This is a genomic window from Microcoleus sp. A2-C3 (assembly GCF_036706065.1).
In the GTDB taxonomy this organism is placed as follows: Bacteria; Cyanobacteriota; Cyanobacteriia; order Cyanobacteriales; family Microcoleaceae; genus Microcoleus.
On the sequence record NZ_JAUBVX010000067.1, the window covers coordinates 1 to 15436 of the forward strand.

The following is a 15436-nucleotide window of genomic DNA, read 5'->3' on the forward strand; positions in this document are numbered from 1 at the left end:
GACATGACATATCATGTGAATGACTACAATACTTTATTATCATATCAGCTACTCAACCAGAATGAAATAGCCCTGCATGTCCGTTCTGTCAAAGCCTGGGCTAAAAATGGGAAATACTCTTCGTCCAGACTCACAATTTTTTGAACTTAAACTCATCAAACTTCACCACTTCCGATTCCGGTTTCCGCGTATCAAAATAATAGCTGCTAACCGTACCGTTCCCTGTATCAAAAACACTAAAAGCCGTAATATCATTGCTCTCAATGTACGGCAATGGCAGCCCATCTTGGCCCAACAAAGGCGCCACAGTTGGCACCACAGGTTCCAATCCGTTCGGGTCTCCAATAGCGCTGTAATCCTCCCGATATCCCGGCGGCACAAATCGGCGCTTTCTCCCCGCAAACGCACCGTAACTGTTGCCCACATTAGAAGTCTCCAAAAAGTGCATTCCGCTGGAACTTACAAACCGATTCCACAAGTGCGAATGTCCGTACAAAACTAACTGCACCCCCGCCGTTTCTAGCAGTGGCGCCACATCCCGAATCAGATAATCTTGCTGTTTCGGATACTCGTAACGCACCATCTTAATCTCACCATCCGAAGTGCGATCAACTATTTGTACAGGGTCAGTATAAGCAGGTACAATATTGTCACCCAGAGAATGCGGCGGATGGTGAAACATCACAATTTTATATTTAGCCCGCTGAAATTCCGCACTATATAACTCTTGTTCGAGCCAAGAATATTGAGCACTACCTTTCATAATTGGCTCAAAAATATGCTGTCCGTATCCCCATTTTTCGGGACGATCAAAATCTTCGTCTCGTTCCCGATACCTGCCTCTAGCCCCCGGATCTAAATTCGGAGTCCGCCAGATATTCGCAGCATACAAAGTCACTAATCGTATGTCCCCAAAAGTCACGGCATAATAATTTTCGTCACTGGGTAAACTAAAAATTTCGTTGTAAGTATCGCTATTAAAACTATTGTTTTTCAACAAAACATCTTTGTCTTTCACCCCATATTTTTGAGTTAGGTATGGATATATTTTTTCCACAGCAGCGCGGGGGAAAGAGTCATTAAACTGGTCGTTGAGGGTGCTGCTAGTTGAAAACCTACCCATAATTTCATGGTCTCCAATCGCGGGAAATATAGGCGCGTTTTGGATCAGTTCGCCGCCTTTGTACAGGGTTTTGATGCCGTTTTTGTCGAGTTCGGAGAAGGCGCGGCCTTGCAAACCGGGGAAAAACGCGCGGCCTCGGTTGTCGTCGAACCATTCGGAAGCGCGATCGGGTATATTAATTAAATCACCTGCCATGAAAACCGCATCAACTTTGTCAATTGTTTCTGCAACTTTCTGGAGATTAGCGGCTGTCATCGGCATCAATTGATGGTCGGAAGTGAACAGAATTTTTAGACCAATTCCTGCTGCTGGTGTCGGAGAAAGGCTGAAAATTTTGCTACTAACAGATGCGCCGCCTTTAGTTTCGCTAGTCACTAGATAGGGAATGCGAACACCGGGTATTAAATTGGTAACTTCTGCTTCGTGTCGCCAGATGGGGCGAATAATAGGATTTGTGCCAGTTATGCCCTGTTTCATTTTATCGGAGATGTGCGAGTCTTTGTCTTCGCGAGTGCGGCTTAGCTTGGTAGTATTTGCAGTCGCAATTTTACTCAAATTTTCGCCGTAAGCAACAATATTGCGAGTTCCGTAAAATTCGGTGAACCAAACAACTCGCACTGAGTTAGTTGTTGGGAGTTGCAGAAACGGATCGGTTAAAAGTTGGGGTTGGTTGAGGAAAGATTGCAGAATCAAACCTAATAAGAGGATAATCAAAATCAAAACGGAAAAAAACCACAGGTTACGAGAAGAACCTTGGGAATTTTCTAATTGATCGGGCAATGGTGTTAACATAAGTTATTGCTCATTATTCTGTAGTCAGTAGTCAGTAGTCAGCAGTCATTAGTAAGTAGTCATGTGAAGCAAGAATAGCGATTACAAATTCTATATTTGGCAATCTCCCTGACAGGTTTGGACGTTTATTTATGTCAAACGTCAACCATTTTTTTACATTTTCTTATATCTCCATTTCTCTCCATTTTCTTTGTCAGTGCCCTCCGCGGTTCATCAAAACAGAATCTTTTTCAAAAATGATTGAGACTTGCGATATAACAGTCTTAATACCATTAAAGCATCCTCAATTTCAAATAGACATGACTCACCACCTTCTCAAGGCTAACTGCAAAACCGTACACTTAGGCGGTTTCTCTCCCAAGCTGGAACCTGCTTTAACTGTCGATTCGGGCGATCGCATCGATATCGAAACCTATTCAGGATATTATGTTGCTGACAAGGCCCCGCCGGAATTTCTTACCCCGGAATTTTTAGATATTTGTCAGAATTTACCTGACAACCGCAAAGTCGGCCCAGGCCCGCACTTGCTAACAGGCCCGATTTATGTTAATAAGGCAGAACCCGGAGACGTTTTAGAGATTCATATCGAGGAAGTTTACCCAAGTTTATCAGTAGGATTCAATGCAATTCGCGCCGGATGGGGAGTTTTACCTAAATATTTTCCTGATCCTAAATTGCGATTTATTCCGCTAGATTTAGAAGAAAAGATTGCGGAATTTCCCGCAGATAGTGGCGTTAAGATTCCCCTAAATCCATTCTTCGGAATTATCGGCGTTGCGGATTTTGAAATCAACCGTTCTTCTATTCCTCCACAACGCTACGGAGGTAATATGGATAATCAGGAATTGCAACCAGGAACGCGGTTATTTTTACCTATTGCGGTGCGTGGTGGTTTGCTGTCTATCGGTGATGGACATTCGGCACAAGGAGATGGTGAAGTTAATGGTACGGCGATTGAAACTTCGATGAATGGGACTATTAAAATCATCTTACGCAAGGATTTATTTTATATATTTCCGTTTGCTGAAACTCCTAGTCATATTGTGACTATGGGTTTTGGTCAAACATTAGATGATGCCTTTGATATGGCGGTAAAACAGACGGTTAATTGGCTACAAAAGTATGCAGGTTTTCAAGAAGAAGATGCCTATGTTTTCTGTTCCCTCGCCGTCAATTTTCGGATTACTCAGGCTGTGAATAATCCCCGCAAAGGAGTTCACGGAATGATACCTAAGTCGATTTTGCCGAATGTGCAAATTATGGATCGCTGGCGGTGATGTGCTATGATAACACTCGATCGCCAAAACAACCTCGATCGCGATCGCACAAATTCCACAATTTTGTCACAGCGGTGGGTCGATCGCGATCGCACCAGCGTTCAAAATTAAGCTTAAGATTGGGATAAGTTGCAAATTCTATCTAAATGGGCTCCATGAAAAACCAGACTGATGATACTGCAAAACAAGATTTAGTCGATCGGGCTTTTGGGAGTCCAAACATCCCAGATCCGACAGCGTGGGTGGATGAACATTATTTTCTGGCTAATTTCGCCAATACTCTGGCCCACCTCCAAGAACATTTATCTGATGACAGTTGCGAAATCGGCGAAAGTGCTGAGTCTGGCGAGGTGAGATTATCGATCGATGCTAAAATTAGAGATATATTGAGAGCTAATTTTAGCGATGACCGCTGGCATTATGTCGAAAGTTTATTCTGAGTTTGGTAAAATCCATCAGTATTTGTACGTTGATAAATTTTGAGCGTAAATTAAGCTGTTGCAGATTTAAATTCTCTATTTCAACCAATGATTGAAAATCATTAAATTGTCTGCCGTCTTCGTCTGGGACATTCCTTGACACGTTGTATTTTTTTATACTTCAGGTTGGTCGGAAATTACGATCGCCAGGAATTGCGATCGATCGCAAAAACTCGGCACTTTCCTCCGGCAAAGCAGTATTGATAAACATCCCGCTACCCAACTCAAACCCAGCCTGCTTCGTGACTCTGGGAATAATTGCGATATACCAGTGAAAGTATTTGGTTCCTTGTTCGGCAGTTGGAACCGATCGAATACTATAATTATAATCTGGATCGTTCAATCCGTAATAAAGCTGAGCGAGTACAGTTTTCAAAGTATCAGCAAGACCAATAATTTCCGCATCAGTAATATCATCAAACGAAGACGAATGTCGGCGCGGAAAAATCCAAATATGAAAGGGCGAAAGTGCAGCAAAAGGGATACAAGCGACAAAATCTTTGCTTTCAAAAATTACTCTTTCACCCGTCGCTAACTCATCTTCCAAAGTCCGGCAAAACAAACATTCTCCCGTGTCGTCAAAATATCTAATAGCTTCGTCGATCCGCCTGCGAAATTGGTTAGGCACAACGGGCGTAGCTGCTATTTGCGAGTGAGGATGTTCGATAGAAGTTCCGGCACTTGGGCCGTGATTTTTGAAGATCACAATTGTTTCAATGTAAGGATATTTTCTAATTTCTAAATAGCGCTGGCGGTATACTAAAAGTATGTTGGCAACTTCTTCAACGGTCAACAAAGCAGTCGTCAAATCATGTCGCGGGTGTTCGACAATTACTTCGTGAACGCCGATTCCCGACATTGTGCGGTAAATTCCTGATGATATTCTGAGCCGTTCTGCTGTCGGGGAGAGGGCGGGATATTTGTTAGTCATTGCCCTGACTTTCCAGCCAGTCCCTTCATCACTCAAACGGTAAGTTTCTAAGGTTCCGTCTTCTTCATTTCCCACGCAAAACGGGCAATCGGCACGGTATGGCGGTACTGCTACCATCAACTTTTTTTTGTTGGCAAATTCGTCCGGTCTTTTCGCCCGTTCGGTGGCGATGATTACCCAATCTCTGGTAATTAGATTTTGTCTAAGTTCAGACATTTTATTACTTTGATTTTCACGGCTTAATTATTTTTAATTCTAGATAAAACTTGGCGTTCTGTCAGTGCCTGCTTGCGAATATTTAATAAATCTTGACATTGACGTGCGAAGGTATTAAATAGATGGTGATGAATAAAGTTAACTAGAACAATAGTGAATTGCCAACAATTCTGATAAAATAGATTCATCGCAACAGCTAGGAACTAATCTATGGTTCTCCAACTTAATCCCGCGAAACAAGAGCCAGTTGTTACCTGGGAAAAACTGCCATCAGACTTTATCTTACCGGAATATTCGGCGGAAAATATTCAACAGCCACCGCTGGCGGCCGCGCTGACGGATGCCCTCGGTACGTCCGATCGCATCCAACCCGAAATGTTGATTGCGTCGAATTTTGCGATCGCTACTACGGTCAATCAAAAGACGGTAGTGAAAGCGCCAGACTGGATGTACGTGCCGCGAGTATTGCCGTTAGCCGAAGGAGTGATTCGCCGCAGTTACACACCGTCTTTGGAGGGCGATCGAGTTGCCATAGCGATGGAATTTATCTCAGAAACCGACGCTGGGGAATACTTGGTGCGCGCCAAATATCCTTACGGAAAACTGTATTGTTACGAGCAAATTTGGCAGATTCCTACCTACGTTATTTTTGACCCTTACGAACCAGATTTGGAAGTGCGCTGTCTGCAAGAAAATCAATATGTTTTGCAGTCACCGACAGCGGAGGGACGTTACTGGATACCAGAAATTAATTTGTTTTTGGGTATTTGGTACGGAACCCGATTGGGTACAACTATGCACTGGTTGCGGTGGTGGGATTCAGCGGGAAATTTGCTGCTTTGGAGTTCGGAAAAATCGGAATTGGAACGACAAAGGGCTGAACAAGAAAGGCAAAGGGCCCAAAGTGCGATCGCCCAATTAGAAACTGAACGCCAGCGCAGCGAATCACTCGCGCGTCAACTTCGGGAATTGGGCATCGATCCGAATGCTTGAAATGCCTATTCCTGCGGGGATAGCGGCGCTTGATGCCCTTTTCTCGATTCATCAAAATTGCGGGAAGGGCGATCGGGCTATCTGGTATATCAATAACTTGAAGCATTAGACATCAATCTATTTCCTACGCCCTAGAACCCGGAGTACCGATGAAAGCAATTAAAGTGATGGCATCAAGTTGATTCTGCTTGGTGTGACTATGGGCGTGCTGGCTTCATTTAATCCTAAATCACACTCATAGTGTGTAGATTTTGGAGTGCAGTCACCGATATCTTGCTGATGTGGCAGAAAATCCAGAGCTAAAAAAATTTGGAGAGCAAGTTCGCAGGGTAAGAACATCAAAAGGCTTTTCCCAAGAAAAGTTAGCAGAACTAGCCGGACTGCACCGCAACTACATTGGTGGTATTGAGCGGGGTGAGAGGAACATAGCCCTGTTAAACATTTTGCGGTTAGCAAAAGCTTTAGGAGTATCGCCCAGCGAACTATTGCAGGAAATAGAGTAAATGCAATCACCCTATACGGGGCTTCCTGTCCAAGATTGGCAAGAGAAGACACGGGAACTCATAGATCAACACCCACTAGATCCACAAGAAATTTATGACGTGGTTATTCAAGTTTGGAGTGAAATTTTTCAATCAAGCATAACCAGCAGAGGCTACAAAATAGGAGTAAATTTATTCCCAACTCCCCAAATTATGGGCTTTTTTTTACATGAACTAATCCCATTAGAACTCGCCAGTAAATACCCCGGAATTTGGCGGCGCGATCGCAGCGCCATCGAAAAAGATATTGTTTACATCCCGAGCAATGACTTCTCAATTGAAATTAAAACTTCTTCAAGTAGTCGTAACACTTACGGCAATCGTAGTTATTCCCAACAAAGTGCCACAGGAGCAAAACCGAAGAAAGACAAGTCCGGCTATTATCTTGTAGTTAATTTCCAGAAATTCGATCCAAAAATTCAAAGTGTACAAACTCTACAGATTAATTTAGTTAGATTTGGATGGATAGATCGAGAAGATTGGCAAGGGCAAACAGCGGCCACTGGTCAGCAAGCTAAATTAAGCCCTGATGTAGAGCGATATAAGCTACTGCAATTGCCTATTAAGCAAGATTTACCCTCTTTAAAATAAAGATAATTGAGCTTCACTAATCTGCTTTTCTCTTAGAAAATTATCAATTCGGTTTGCTGCTAAATCGCAGTATTCCTGACAAATCTCAAATCCGATAATAGTGCGCTGCAAATCTAAAGCAACAACAGCCGTAGTTCCTGAACCCAGAAAAGGGTCTAAAATGATTTCATTTGGGTTGGATGAAGCTTTGATTATTCGCTGTATGACAGCACTAGGAAATTGAGCGGGGTGAGATGTTCGCTCTTTTGAGGCTCTATTTTTACCAGAAGTTACCTTGGGGAATTCCCAAACATCAGTCGGATTTTTGCCTTGGGAGTTGACTTTAATTTTGCCATTCTTTTTTTGATTAGGATATTTTACATTTGGATCGCGCACATCATCTAGGTTGAAGGTATAATCTTTATGGTTTTTCACATACCAAAGGAACTTTTCATTGCGCGGTGAAAAGAACTTACTACCAGCAACCCCAGCGCCATAGTGCCAGATAACTTCTTGGATGAGGTAAAAAGGAATTTTGTCCCAAAGTAGATAGGGAATGGGGATAGCTTTAGCTTGATTGGGAATTGATAGATACCCCAAGTTGAGCCAGAAAGCGCCGTTAGGAAGGATTAGCCGATAATTTTCACTGATCCAGCTTTCACACCAGTTCAAATATTTATCAAGTGGTAGTGTTTTTTCGTATTCTTTGCCAATGTTATAGGGGGGACTGGTGACAGTAAGATTCACGCATTCATCAGGGAGCTTTGACATTGCTTCTAAGCAGTCCATTTGATAAATGAGGCAGTTGGAGGCTTGGAAGTAGGGTTTACCTAAAAGATTTACTATGTCAGTTAAAAGCATGATTAAGTTGATGATGGTATAAATCTATATTGGCACAATTGTGCATTTTTTATTGATCAACTTACGAGGCAATTAAATTATGTATATTTCCTCTACTCGTCTTCCTAACTTCCCAACCATTACGCCAATTGCAACTGCACATTCTGCAACTTGCAAATAGCTTTCAAAACTTGCGCCAATTCGATCGATCGCCCTTTGTCAATCAAATTCAATTCCGGTAAAATCTGATAAGTGCAAGGATTTCCCCGCGTCAACCGCACAAACCGATAACTTTCGCCATTCGTCGTCAATCCCCAAACAGACGATTGCACCTGCAAACTCTTAAACGCATAAGTCAGCAATTGCGGTAAACCGGTCAAAGGGGCGATCCTCTTCGAGGGCTTCGCTAACGCACTATTTTTCGCCTCCACCACCAAAATCCAGAACTGCGCCGCCCCAATCTCCGCATCCGGCCCATTTACTGCGAGAATATCCAACCGCCCTTTAATTAAAGTATCTTCATCTTCAACCTCGATCGGAATGCTATCCTCCATAGTCAGCACCACAGGAATCTTAAAAAATCCCGTCAATCGCATTAACGGCGAAAGCGTTAAAAACTTCACCAATTCTTCAGAAACTTTCCCGGTTTCTAGGTAGCGCCAAAAATCATTGCTGATTTCCAAGAGTTGCTGCTGTTCAGAGTCTGTTAGAGGTTCCAGAGATAAAGACTCAGCAAAAGAACCTTCTGTTTGTCTTTCCAGTTTGAGAAGGCGGCGAACGTCATTTAACGAAAGTTGGCTGGCTTCTAAATTTTGGGTCATAGCTTTTGTGCGATCGGCTTTTCCTGTAAAATATATTATAGAGGCATTATAAGCTAATTTTGCCTGATACAATATTAATTGTCCCTCAACTCCACCGTCAACTCTACCTTAAATCTGCTATATTTTATGTGTACCAATTTCCCAGTCTTTCATCAAGGTTAATTAGTATGGATATCACTGTCACATTGAATCAAATTACATCTCTCAGTGTTGAAGACCGAATTAGGCTTGTACAAGCAATTTGGGATAGCATCGCAGCAGAGCAAGCTTACCCTAATCTTACAGAAGTACAAAAACAGGAACTAGATCGTCGGATTAGTGATAGCGAAGCTAATCCAGATGATGTAATGACCTGGGAAGAAATTAAAGCTTCGGTAAAAAGACGCTCATGAATTATGTGCTAGTGTTTCGGCCAGAAGTTCGTGAAGAACTCGATGGGGCCTACAGTTGGTACGAAAGTCAGCAACTAGAACTTGGCGACGATTTTTTGGACTGTGTGGACGAAATTTTAAATCGAATTTGCCAGATGCCAGAATCATATCCCGTTGTCTATCGTGATGTTAGACGGTGTGTGGTGCGACGCTTTCCCTATGCTGTTTACTATCGGATTGTGTCGAGTAGGGTGATTGTGACAGCAATTTTTCACAGTCGGAGAGATCCAAAAACGTGGCAAGTGCGAACATAAACAAATGTTTGCAATAGTATGTGCAGTCTTTGACTTGTATCATTCAATTAGATATGAGGTCGCCACAATGACTGAAATTACTCTCAACCCAACGGAACTAAAAGAAAGATTGAAAAGTGCGATCGTATAACGACTGCTCTATGCCTGTTCATTTAACAGAGCATTTAGAGCAAAATCACCATATCCCAGGAATATTTATCCTGAATTTCAAGCTGAATATCGGTCAAAACATTGAACTAATATTTCTGATTTATGAAGCATCATTTGATAATGAGTACCAAGATAGAATTTACAATTTACCAGTGCTATAGTTTTTAACACATCCCCAATACTTACAAAATTTCCCAACGTCTTAAGGAAAATAAACATACTTTTGCCCCAATTTATGCACACAATAGCTAAAAAGAGTAACTGAACTAAAAACTAACAGCGATGTCACAAGATACCATCGAATCAATTCTGCATGAAAAACGCCTATTCCCGCCCACGGCTGAATTCTCGGAAAAAGCACACGTCAAAAGCTTAGAAGAATACCGCGCCCTCTACGAAAAAGCGAAAGCCGACCCCCAAGCATTCTGGGCTGAACTCGCTACCCAAGAATTGCACTGGTTTCAAAAGTGGGATACCGTGCTCGACTGGCAGCCACCTGTTGCTAAATGGTTTGTCAATGGCAAAATTAACATTTCTTACAATTGTCTCGATCGCCATTTAACCACTTGGCGCAAAAACAAAGCCGCCCTGATCTGGGAAGGCGAACCCGGTGACTCCCGTACCCTGACTTACGCGCAACTCCACCGCGAAGTCTGTCAAATGGCGAATGTCATCAAAGATTTGGGTGTCCAAAAGGGCGATCGCGTCGGCATTTATATGCCCATGATTCCCGAAGCTGCGATCGCCATGCTAGCCTGTGCGAGAATCGGTGCAGTACACAGCGTAGTATTCGGCGGATTTAGCGCAGAAGCTTTGCGCGATCGCCTCAACGACGGCGAAGCAAAACTCGTCATCACCGCCGACGGTGGCTTCCGCAAAGATACCGCCGTCGGCCTCAAAGCACAAGTAGACAAAGCATTAGGAAATAATGCCGTACCAAGCGTTACCAACGTTCTCGTCGTCCAGCGTACCAAACAAGAAGTGCACATGGAACCAGGGCGCGATCATTGGTGGCACGATTTGCAAAAAGGTGCATCGGCAAATTGTCCCGCCGAACCGATGGATAGCGAAGATATGCTATTCGTACTCTACACCAGCGGCAGCACCGGCAAACCGAAAGGAGTCGTCCACACAATCGGTGGCTACAACCTTTATACCCACATAACAACCAAGTGGATATTCGACTTGCAAGATACCGATGTTTATTGGTGTACTGCCGATGTCGGCTGGATTACAGGCCACAGTTACATCCTCTACGGGCCACTTTCCAACGGTGCAACAACTTTAATGTATGAAGGTGCGCCCCGCACGTCCAATCCCGGCTGTTTTTGGGACGTAATTGAAAAATACGGTGTCACCGTTTTCTACACCGCACCAACAGCAATTCGCACCTTTATGAAAATGGGCGAACACTTGCCCAACGCGCGCAATTTGTCATCTTTACGATTGTTAGGAACCGTCGGCGAACCAATCAATCCCGAAGCTTGGATGTGGTATCAGCGCGTAATTGGTAACTCGAATTGTCCGATTGTTGATACTTGGTGGCAAACAGAAACAGGCGGAATTATGATTACCGCTTTGCCCGGTGCAATTCCCACAAAACCCGGTTCTGCAACCCTTCCATTCCCCGGAATTGTCGCCGATGTCGTTGACCAAGATGGCGAACCAGTAACTAATCAAAGCGGCGGTTATTTAGTTGTAAAACATCCTTGGCCGGGAATGATGCGTACACTTTACAACGATCCAGAGCGTTTCCGCCGCACTTATTGGGAATATTTGCACCCCAAAGATGGCGAATTTGTGTACTTTGCTGGAGACGGCGCGCACAAGGATAAAGATGGTTATTTCTGGGTAATGGGCCGCGTTGATGATGTGATTAATGTCGCCGGACACCGACTCGGCACGATGGAAGTTGAATCGGCTTTGGTATCGCATCCAGCGGTGGCGGAAGCTGCGGTTGTTGGCAAACCGGATGAGATTAAAGGTGAGGAAATTGTCGCTTTTGTGACGCTGGATAACTCGCAGCAGCCTAGCGACGCATTGGCTAAGGAGTTGAAGCAGCACGTTGTGAAGGAGATTGGGGCGATCGCCCGTCCCGGCGAAATTCGATTTACCGATGCTTTGCCGAAAACTCGCAGCGGTAAGATTATGCGCCGTTTGCTGCGTTCTTTAGCTGCCGGAGAAGAGGTTTCTGGGGATACTTCGACTTTGGAAGATCGGACTGTTTTGGATAAGTTGCGCGGCGGTTCCTAGGGGTATTTTTGCAACCGCAGATTTGAGCAGATGAACGCAGATGTGTTTTGATTTGCGTTCATCTGCGGTTTAATTATTAATTCAATTATTTACCGCGCCATAGATCAATACGGTTCACTTAACATTTTTTGTCCGCAGAGATCGCGCGTGAGAGAAATCGCAGAGATTATGACACTTATCGGTTAAGTCGCGCTGAGCAATTATCTTCTTAAGTGAACCGAAATATAACTGCTCTGAATTATCGGCGCTTGATTCCTTTAGTAAGTGTCGTATAACCCAGGATTAATTGTGATTTTAGTGGCTCAAAAAAGCTGTGTTACTTATTGAGTTTATGATGAATAATACATGAAAATACGTGGAGTTTTTGCCGGAATTAAGATATTTGTAGAATTTAAAATGAATTCAAAAACGCTTACAAATTACTACCTACCGCAACTTATTGAGCATCCAAAAATTTGGCATAATCAATATTTTTCTCATGAACCGCATCTTCGCGATTCGTTGTAAACTAATTGTATTAAAATGCAAGATTATGCTTGAGTTTCTGCTTCTGTAAAAATTGGCGGCCACAGTTCAGAAATTGGCAATTCCCAACCAGGGAAAAGTTCGGTAACAGTCAAATTATCTCCATTTGCCAGCACAATTGGTTCACCTTCCTGACGATAAACTGTTACAGTTTCTTCGTCTGGATCGATCAGAATTCCTACTTGTGCTCCGAGTGCGATAAAATTCAGAATCTTTTTTTCGAGAGGTTTTATGCGATCGCTTTGTGATTTAATTTCTACTACCAAGTCGGGGACTAATTCTCCGAAATAACGCGGACTTTGCCTGAGACGCGCGGCCCGCACAAAAGAAACATCGGGTGCTGTGAGGTTAGCATCAGGTAAAATAAAGCCACCTGCGGAGTCAAATATTCGGCCCAGACGGCGGGGATAAACCCAATTGGCGAGCAACCAAATGAAAATTACACCAATTTCGCTAGATACAATATCTGATGGGCCCACAATGATAATCTTCCCGCTTTCTAGTTCTAGTTGGTAATCTTGACCGGCTTCTTGGAAGGTTTTTTGGACTTTTTCTAAGTCTTTGATGGTCATCATATTGATTATTCCCTGGCCGAAAATGAGTTGCCGCAGCTACAGCTTTTGGCGGCATTGGGATTGTGATATCGGAAACCTCCGCCCATCAAGTCTTCTGAATAATCTAAGGTGAGTTCATTCAGATATTTTAAGTGCTGGGGGTCGATCGCAACTTGAACTCCCTCGGACTCGCATACAGCATCGCCTGGGGCTGGCGCATCGTCAAATGCCATTGTATAAGACAAACCGGAGCAGCCGCTCGATTCCACGCCCAGACGAAACAAAGCATTGGGGCTGCGATACTTTGACTTGAGGCGTTTTACTTCTGTGGCTGCTGTTTTGCTCAGATTAATCATGATTGGTAATTTGTAATTTGTAATTGAAATGTAGGGTGCGCAATGCGCACCTTACCAGGAGATTTTCTGGTAAGGTGCGCACCTTACCGAGAGTAAATTACTTCGCTTTTTCTGTGCGGGCATAATCGTCTTGAAACCGGATAATATCATCTTCTCCGAGATATTCGCCATTCTGCACTTCAATTAAAACCAGGGGGATAACTCCCGGATTTTCCAGACGGTGAGAAGTGCACTGCGGAACGTAGGTAGACTGATTTGTAAACAAAACTTGTTCACTTTCGCCACAAGTAACTTTTGCAGTACCAGAAACTACGATCCAATGTTCGCTGCGGTGGTGGTGCATTTGCAGGCTGAGGCGGTGTCCGGGATTAACTTCGATGCGCTTAATTTTATATCCTGGGCCTTCTTCTAGAGTCGTAAATGAGCCCCAAGGCCGCGATTCTGTGGCGGTTATTTCGTTGAGTGCTCCAGGTGCGTGCAGACTAGATAGTTTAGAAATTGCTTGAACTTGAACCATGTTTTGACTCCTTGAGGATTGCTTACTGAATCCTGTGGTAAACGACTTTGGGTTTGATATTAGCTAATTTATCCTGAAAACCGAACTCCGATCGCGCGAACCGGTTAGCGGACTGTAGATTTTTGCAGTTTTGCCTGTGAAAGCTCGATCGACGCACCTTAACCACCATAGCAAAATCATCACAGTAGTTGTCACCTGTTATGCGATCGATCGCCCAAATCTACATCAAATCTTCATCTACGGCGACTGGTTCTTTATTTAAGGGGGCATCTTGTAGGATTTACGGTTGTTTTGGAATGATTTAACCACAGAGGGCGCAGAGGGCGCAGAGTCGGAGAGGAGAGAGATGAATAATTGCGATACCAGCGGATTTGAGATGAACCCTAATCCAGCTTTTGAGACTGCTGTTGCAAAACTGTTAGCATCTCTTGATAGAAAGGCAGCCCTTGACTCTGACTATCGCTGGCGGTGGCTACGATTTGCAGGGTTTCGATCAGGGAGTACCGGGCTGCATCTACAATCAAATCGAGGAGGGGATGAATCCCGGAATCATTTTGCTGTGCTTGGGCGATCGCCTCGATATACGCAGCACGCACCTGGTTAGATACAATCACAATGGGATATCCGGCCCGCAACAGCAGGAGATTCATCAATAACCGCCCGGTTCGCCCGTTACCATCCCGAAACGGATGAATCGAAACAAAGCGAAGATGTGCTTCGGCTGCAAACTCTAGTGGATGCAACGATTTGATTTGATCGCTGTTAAGCCATTGGATAAATTCCGGCATTAAATCCGAAAGCAAATAATGAGGCGGATAGAGGTATTCGGTACCAGCGGCTTTGACATCTAACTGCCGATAACGTCCAGCTTCATCCGGCGCGATTGCTCTTATAATTAAGTTGTGAATTTGTTTAATTTCCCATTCACCGATCGCAGTGTCCGATCGCATTAAAGCTTCAATATAGTCGATCGCATCTCGATGTCCGATGACTTCTAGGTGTTCGCGCAAAGTTTTGCCACCGACAGTGATGCCAGTTTTTAGGACTAACTCAGTTTCGCGCTGCGTCAAGGTATTGCCCTCGATCGCGTTAGAATGATAAGTGAACCGCACATCGTAGAGTTTTTTCAATTCTGAAACCAGAGTCGGAGAAAGCGGGCGAAAGCTATCTAACCAGACTTTGAGGCGATCGACTTTTTGCAGTTTTTCAGAAAGATTCATCGCGGATGAGAAGGGAAAATGCTGGTGGAGGATGTCACCCAGACGTTGAGGATATAGTCGTACTAAGACTGCGATAAATTTATTTCTACAAAACAGGCAAGATGCCTGTTCCACAGAGACTAATGGAAGGCTAATTAACAATGTATCCGAATTGCTCATCTCTCTTCTCTTCCTCTGCGATCTGTGCGGACTCTGCGGTTAAAAAAATCCAAATATCAATTTATCATCAACAAACCGTTCTTTACTTATTTATGAACAGGCAATATACAATCCAATAGTGCGATAAACTCATTTCTCAAAAACAGGCAAGATGCCTGTTCCACAAAGACTAATGAAAAACCGATTAACAACATATCCGAATTGCTCATCTCTCCTCTCTTCCTCTGCGATCTGTGCGGACTCTGCGGTTAAAAAAATCCAAATATCAATTTATCATCAACAAGCCATTTTTTACTTATTTATGAACAGGCAATATACAATCCAATAGTGCGATAAACTCATTTCTCAAAAACAGACAAGATGCCTGTTCCACAAAGACTAATGAAAAACCGATTAACAACATATCCGAATTGCTCATCTCTCCTCTCTTCCT

General features: G+C 43.7%; 18 protein-coding genes. 10 read left to right on the forward strand and 8 right to left on the reverse strand.

All coding sequences use genetic code 11. From position 1 onward, the window contains the following. Window positions 1-130: 130 nt before the first annotated feature. A complete protein-coding gene (locus tag QUB66_RS26145) occupies window positions 131-1915 on the reverse strand; it encodes a metallophosphoesterase family protein (protein ID WP_265234949.1) in 1785 nt (594 codons plus the stop codon). 299 nt (window positions 1916-2214) lie between these two features. On the opposite strand from QUB66_RS26145, the gene QUB66_RS26150 reads away from it, so the two are divergent. Both QUB66_RS26150 and QUB66_RS26155 read left to right on the forward strand, forming a co-directional pair. Continuing rightward, window positions 2215-3192 (forward strand): acetamidase/formamidase family protein, encoded by a 978-nt coding sequence (locus QUB66_RS26150; RefSeq protein WP_332970232.1) that lies wholly within the window; start codon window positions 2215-2217, stop codon window positions 3190-3192. A gap of 155 nt (window positions 3193-3347) precedes the next feature. After that, on the forward strand, window positions 3348-3632 hold the full coding sequence (locus QUB66_RS26155) for a hypothetical protein (protein WP_332970233.1): 285 nt from the start codon (window positions 3348-3350) through the stop codon (window positions 3630-3632). A gap of 160 nt (window positions 3633-3792) precedes the next feature. On the opposite strand, the gene galT is transcribed toward QUB66_RS26155, so the two are convergent. Continuing rightward, on the reverse strand, window positions 3793-4818 hold the full coding sequence (gene galT, locus QUB66_RS26160) for a galactose-1-phosphate uridylyltransferase (RefSeq protein WP_265234945.1): 1026 nt from the start codon (window positions 4816-4818) through the stop codon (window positions 3793-3795). A 210-nt stretch (window positions 4819-5028) separates the two neighbouring features. On the opposite strand from galT, the gene QUB66_RS26165 reads away from it, so the two are divergent. From QUB66_RS26165 to QUB66_RS26175, 3 genes are all read left to right on the forward strand, one after another. Beyond that, window positions 5029-5811, forward strand: a complete 783-nt coding sequence (locus QUB66_RS26165; protein WP_332970234.1) for a Uma2 family endonuclease — start codon at window positions 5029-5031, stop codon at window positions 5809-5811. 251 nt (window positions 5812-6062) lie between these two features. After that, the gene (locus tag QUB66_RS26170; protein WP_332970235.1) at window positions 6063-6314 is read left to right on the forward strand and encodes a helix-turn-helix domain-containing protein; all 252 of its coding nucleotides are present in this window, start codon (window positions 6063-6065) and stop codon (window positions 6312-6314) included. Next, on the forward strand, window positions 6315-6944 hold the full coding sequence (locus QUB66_RS26175; protein WP_265234941.1) for a ScaI family restriction endonuclease: 630 nt from the start codon (window positions 6315-6317) through the stop codon (window positions 6942-6944). Here the strand turns inward: QUB66_RS26175 and QUB66_RS26180 are convergent. Beyond that, the gene (locus QUB66_RS26180; RefSeq protein WP_265234940.1) at window positions 6936-7694 is read right to left on the reverse strand and encodes a DNA-methyltransferase; all 759 of its coding nucleotides are present in this window, start codon (window positions 7692-7694) and stop codon (window positions 6936-6938) included. The genes QUB66_RS26175 and QUB66_RS26180 overlap by 9 nt on opposite strands. A gap of 209 nt (window positions 7695-7903) precedes the next feature. Then, window positions 7904-8584, reverse strand: coding sequence for a restriction endonuclease subunit R (locus QUB66_RS26185; RefSeq protein ID WP_265234939.1), 681 nt, complete (start codon window positions 8582-8584; stop codon window positions 7904-7906). A gap of 59 nt (window positions 8585-8643) precedes the next feature. Between QUB66_RS26185 and QUB66_RS26190 the strand changes: the two genes are divergently transcribed. The 4 genes from QUB66_RS26190 to acs all read left to right on the forward strand — a co-directional run bounded on the left by QUB66_RS26190 (window position 8644) and on the right by acs (window position 11672). Then, window positions 8644-8976, forward strand: coding sequence for an addiction module protein (locus QUB66_RS26190; RefSeq protein ID WP_265234938.1), 333 nt, complete (start codon window positions 8644-8646; stop codon window positions 8974-8976). After that, entirely contained in the window at window positions 8973-9269 is a 297-nt protein-coding gene (locus tag QUB66_RS26195; RefSeq protein WP_265234937.1) for a type II toxin-antitoxin system RelE/ParE family toxin, read from the forward strand. Before QUB66_RS26190 ends, QUB66_RS26195 begins: the two co-directional genes overlap by 4 nt. Window positions 9270-9273: 4 nt before the next feature. Then, window positions 9274-9399, forward strand: coding sequence for a hypothetical protein (locus QUB66_RS26200; protein WP_265234936.1), 126 nt, complete (start codon window positions 9274-9276; stop codon window positions 9397-9399). Between the two features lie 302 nt (window positions 9400-9701). Beyond that, window positions 9702-11672, forward strand: a complete 1971-nt coding sequence (gene acs, locus QUB66_RS26205; protein ID WP_332970236.1) for an acetate--CoA ligase — start codon at window positions 9702-9704, stop codon at window positions 11670-11672. A 530-nt stretch (window positions 11673-12202) separates the two neighbouring features. Here the strand turns inward: acs and QUB66_RS26210 are convergent. The 3 genes from QUB66_RS26210 to QUB66_RS26220 all read right to left on the reverse strand — a co-directional run bounded on the left by QUB66_RS26210 (window position 12203) and on the right by QUB66_RS26220 (window position 13624). Beyond that, window positions 12203-12769, reverse strand: a complete 567-nt coding sequence (locus tag QUB66_RS26210; RefSeq protein ID WP_332970260.1) for a Uma2 family endonuclease — start codon at window positions 12767-12769, stop codon at window positions 12203-12205. A gap of 8 nt (window positions 12770-12777) precedes the next feature. Continuing rightward, window positions 12778-13107 carry a HesB/IscA family protein gene (locus QUB66_RS26215; protein WP_265234934.1) on the reverse strand — a complete coding sequence of 110 codons (330 nt, stop codon included), beginning with the start codon at window positions 13105-13107 and terminating at the stop codon, window positions 12778-12780. Window positions 13108-13204: 97 nt separating this feature from the next. Beyond that, window positions 13205-13624, reverse strand: coding sequence for a phosphomannose isomerase type II C-terminal cupin domain (locus tag QUB66_RS26220; protein WP_265234933.1), 420 nt, complete (start codon window positions 13622-13624; stop codon window positions 13205-13207). A gap of 136 nt (window positions 13625-13760) precedes the next feature. On the opposite strand from QUB66_RS26220, the gene QUB66_RS26225 reads away from it, so the two are divergent. Beyond that, window positions 13761-13886, forward strand: coding sequence for a hypothetical protein (locus tag QUB66_RS26225; protein ID WP_332970238.1), 126 nt, complete (start codon window positions 13761-13763; stop codon window positions 13884-13886). A 121-nt stretch (window positions 13887-14007) separates the two neighbouring features. On the opposite strand, the gene QUB66_RS26230 is transcribed toward QUB66_RS26225, so the two are convergent. Continuing rightward, a complete protein-coding gene (locus tag QUB66_RS26230; RefSeq protein ID WP_332970239.1) occupies window positions 14008-15003 on the reverse strand; it encodes a Fic family protein in 996 nt (331 codons plus the stop codon). Window positions 15004-15436: the final 433 nt, after the last annotated feature.

What these genes read in the sequence shown, in the direction of transcription:
- QUB66_RS26215 (WP_265234934.1), bottom strand. Translation starts at nt 13,107, where the DNA reads ATGATTAATCTGAGCAAAACAGCAGCCACAGAAGTAAAACGCCTCAAG.
- QUB66_RS26150 (WP_332970232.1), top strand. Translation starts at nt 2,215, where the DNA reads ATGACTCACCACCTTCTCAAGGCTAACTGCAAAACCGTACACTTAGGC.
- QUB66_RS26165 (WP_332970234.1), top strand. Translation starts at nt 5,029, where the DNA reads ATGGTTCTCCAACTTAATCCCGCGAAACAAGAGCCAGTTGTTACCTGG.
- QUB66_RS26155 (WP_332970233.1), top strand. Translation starts at nt 3,348, where the DNA reads ATGAAAAACCAGACTGATGATACTGCAAAACAAGATTTAGTCGATCGG.
- QUB66_RS26210 (WP_332970260.1), bottom strand. Translation starts at nt 12,769, where the DNA reads ATGACCATCAAAGACTTAGAAAAAGTCCAAAAAACCTTCCAAGAAGCC.
- QUB66_RS26195 (WP_265234937.1), top strand. Translation starts at nt 8,973, where the DNA reads ATGAATTATGTGCTAGTGTTTCGGCCAGAAGTTCGTGAAGAACTCGAT.
- QUB66_RS26145 (WP_265234949.1), bottom strand. Translation starts at nt 1,915, where the DNA reads ATGTTAACACCATTGCCCGATCAATTAGAAAATTCCCAAGGTTCTTCT.
- QUB66_RS26185 (WP_265234939.1), bottom strand. Translation starts at nt 8,584, where the DNA reads ATGACCCAAAATTTAGAAGCCAGCCAACTTTCGTTAAATGACGTTCGC.
- acs (WP_332970236.1), top strand. Translation starts at nt 9,702, where the DNA reads ATGTCACAAGATACCATCGAATCAATTCTGCATGAAAAACGCCTATTC.
- QUB66_RS26175 (WP_265234941.1), top strand. Translation starts at nt 6,315, where the DNA reads ATGCAATCACCCTATACGGGGCTTCCTGTCCAAGATTGGCAAGAGAAG.
- QUB66_RS26220 (WP_265234933.1), bottom strand. Translation starts at nt 13,624, where the DNA reads ATGGTTCAAGTTCAAGCAATTTCTAAACTATCTAGTCTGCACGCACCT.
- QUB66_RS26200 (WP_265234936.1), top strand. Translation starts at nt 9,274, where the DNA reads ATGTTTGCAATAGTATGTGCAGTCTTTGACTTGTATCATTCAATTAGA.
- QUB66_RS26180 (WP_265234940.1), bottom strand. Translation starts at nt 7,694, where the DNA reads ATGTCAAAGCTCCCTGATGAATGCGTGAATCTTACTGTCACCAGTCCC.
- QUB66_RS26230 (WP_332970239.1), bottom strand. Translation starts at nt 15,003, where the DNA reads ATGAGCAATTCGGATACATTGTTAATTAGCCTTCCATTAGTCTCTGTG.
- galT (WP_265234945.1), bottom strand. Translation starts at nt 4,818, where the DNA reads ATGTCTGAACTTAGACAAAATCTAATTACCAGAGATTGGGTAATCATC.